Source organism: Pantoea sp. Ap-967, assembly GCF_011752565.1.
Taxonomy (GTDB): Bacteria; Pseudomonadota; Gammaproteobacteria; order Pseudomonadales; family Pseudomonadaceae; genus Aquipseudomonas.
Genome location: NZ_VWXK01000066.1, coordinates 1 through 2,704, shown reverse-complemented (window position 1 = coordinate 2,704; position 2,704 = coordinate 1). Strand labels below are relative to the sequence as shown.

2 protein-coding genes and 1 pseudogene are annotated in these 2,704 nt (G+C 54.5%); 2 read left to right on the top strand and 1 reads right to left on the bottom strand.

Features of this window, described 5'->3' with window-relative positions:
• The first annotated feature begins 301 nt into the window (after positions 1-301).
• Positions 302-1,363, top strand: a complete 1,062-nt coding sequence (locus F3J45_RS29470) for a PAAR domain-containing protein (RefSeq protein ID WP_205300742.1) — start codon at positions 302-304, stop codon at positions 1,361-1,363.
• Between the two features lie 152 nt (positions 1,364-1,515).
• Complete coding sequence (locus tag F3J45_RS29465; RefSeq protein ID WP_167070866.1) at positions 1,516-1,881, top strand: hypothetical protein; 366 nt, start codon at positions 1,516-1,518, stop codon at positions 1,879-1,881.
• Between the two features lie 615 nt (positions 1,882-2,496).
• Here F3J45_RS29465 and F3J45_RS29460 read toward each other — a convergent pair.
• A pseudogene (locus F3J45_RS29460) lies at positions 2,497-2,704 on the bottom strand (hydrolase); the annotation flags it as partial.

The following is a 2,704-nucleotide window of genomic DNA, read 5'->3' as shown; positions in this document are numbered from 1 at the left end:
GAGAAGATTAAAACCATCACCTTTGGAGCGGTAGATAGTGGTTTTTGGCTTTAGCGTTCTGTTTTAGGAACGATGGATTAGCGCTGCTGTGCAGCGCATCGCGAGCTTTGCTCGCTCCTACCCGGCCGGTGTGCGACCTGTGGAAACGGGTTTACCCGCGAAGGCCGGCACATCCAGCAACAACTGATGCCATCCGTTTCTGCATTTGCTGTAGGAAATTTCCCAAACTTCCCTGACCCCAAACCTACCCACCGCCAGGCTGCTAGGTTCCAGGCTTCCATCTTCAATACCGAGGTGAGCCATGGGTCAACGCATGAATATTTTCGGCCGGGGCCAGGGACTGGACGGCGACGAAACCACGACTGGTGCCATCTGCATTGCAGGCCAGGCCAGAGGCCGTGTGCACGGCAGCGACTGGCTGCTCAAAGGCGACAAGACCACCACCTGCCCCCGTTGCGGTGTCGCAGGCACCATCGTCGAAGGCGAACAGCGCTGGAAGCAGGACAACATCCCTACCGCCGTCGACGGCTCGTTGGTGGAATGCGGCTGCCCCCTGGGTGGCAATCGCGTCGTCGCGCCTTTAGGCCGAGGGCCCACACCGCGCAACATGGGAGCAGCCTATGAAGCGCCACCACAAACCCGCGCCAGTGCCCAGGTCAGCAATACCTACCAGCCCACAGCGCTCCAGCCTTCGTCTGCCCCCCAAGCCATGGAGCCTGGCTTCTACATCGTGCCGCGGTGCATGACGTATCAAGAGGTACTGACGGAGCTCGGCGCTCCCCAGGCCAACCTACCGCGCTCGATTCTTGAGCGCTTGAATCCGACCTATCAAAAAGGGTTCAAAGCCGGCGAGATCTTCGTGATCGGCGATGGCCTGAGCCGGCCGGTTTGTACTCAGCAAGAGCTGTATGCGATGAGCGCGGCGACGACGGTGCGAGAAGATTTGGCACGTATGACGCCTGAAGAAGCTGAATTCATGATGCAGCATCAGGCCGAGATTGCCGGGTTGCTCAGTGATGTGAGCCTTGCAATGGGCGTGAGCCAAGCGATGATGGCGAAGGCGCTGGATAACCTCACTACCACGTTGCGTAGTATTGAAAGGCTACACCAGCAGCAATTTGCCAAACATGGACACCTACGCAGTCCCGAATTCTTTGAAGCACGTCAAAAACTGTTCAAACAGTTAGACGCCAATCTGAAACTAACCTTCCTCAACAAGCACATGCAATTAGGCACCTACGATACACTGCGCCGTGCAGCACCGGAAATGAAGGCAAGTGCAAACGAGTCAAATTTAAGGAATCAGGTAATTTCTTCGGCGGTTTGGCCGGTGGATCTCTGGCAGCTGGAGCCGCGACGGTAGCTGCAGGGTTCGCCTGTGCCGGAACCGCGCCACTGTGCGCAATAGTTGTGATAGGCGCTGGGTCAACAGTGGGGAGCCTATTGGGAATGGCAGGAGGAGAGACGGTTGGCGAGACCATTTACGAATACGTAGAAAGCAACTAGGAGTGCGACATGCTAAAACTTCTGGCTTTATGCATCCCTTGGGCGATGATTCTGACTGGCCTAGGCATTTATTTTCGACTCGCCTGCAGCCGAGACTTCCATACCACCATGTCCGCTCTCTCAACTAGCAGATACCTTATGAAAATGTCACCCCTATGGGGCCCTCAGGGCATCTGGGGCCGTTTTCTATTAACGTGTACCGCTTCAGGAATTCTATTTTGGCCGGTGAAACAGCGCCATATTAAACTCGGATTGATTGACCCTCATGAATTGAATGAGTTTCCTCAAATCATAAAAACACAATTCATTATCGGAAATTTACTGATGTATCCAGGTGCGGCATTGGCATTCGCGGCCTTTCAATTTTACCGCTAGCTCACCGTTACGACTGTAGGTAACTGGAAGCTATAGAGGGAGGAGTAATGAACACTGACGAGTATGGCAGAGACAGCCTATATGAATACTGAAAATGAGTAGTTTCCTTGATTCAGCATGGGGACTGGGATTTGCCTTGATGCCTTTTGCCCTCTTAGCATTCAGCATGATTCTATTAGTGCAACTCGCCTCCCTAAAAAGCTATAAAACGCTTGAAAAATCCTTGAGCAGAAGTGAGTGTCTGATACGTGCAACACAACTGTGGGGTTGTAAACCCTGTACTCTAGAGTCTCGGTAATCGCCATGTTGAGTGGAACTGCCTTGCACCCTCAATTTTTTATAAGGCGTGGGTTGTTGGATCCCAGTGACGCTTTGAGGCTACCAACCAGTCTGAGGAAAAAAATCCGAATGGCCTCCTGCTCATTAATTGCAGGGTTTGTCTGGCTATCGGTAGCGGCTGTGCTCATCGAGTTCAACAAGTAAAGCGATTGGGCGCTGCTTTGCAGCGCATCGCGAGCTTTGCTCGCTCCTACGGGGGGTTGTGCAGTTGTGAGTTGTGCAGGGCCCGGGTAGGAGCGAGCAAAGCTCGCGATGCGCCGCGCAAGCGGCGCGCTGTTACTTGCCAGCCGTCAGTGCGTTGTAGCTGGTCATCAGGTTGCGGTAGTCCGGAATATGGTTGGAGCACAGCGCCGCCAAGCCTTCGATATCGTTGCGCCAGTCGCGGTGCAGCTCGCAGGCCACGCCGAACCAGGTCATCAGTTGCGCGCCCGCCTGGCTCATGCGGTCGTGGGCGGCATCACGGGTCATTTCGTTGAAGGTGCCG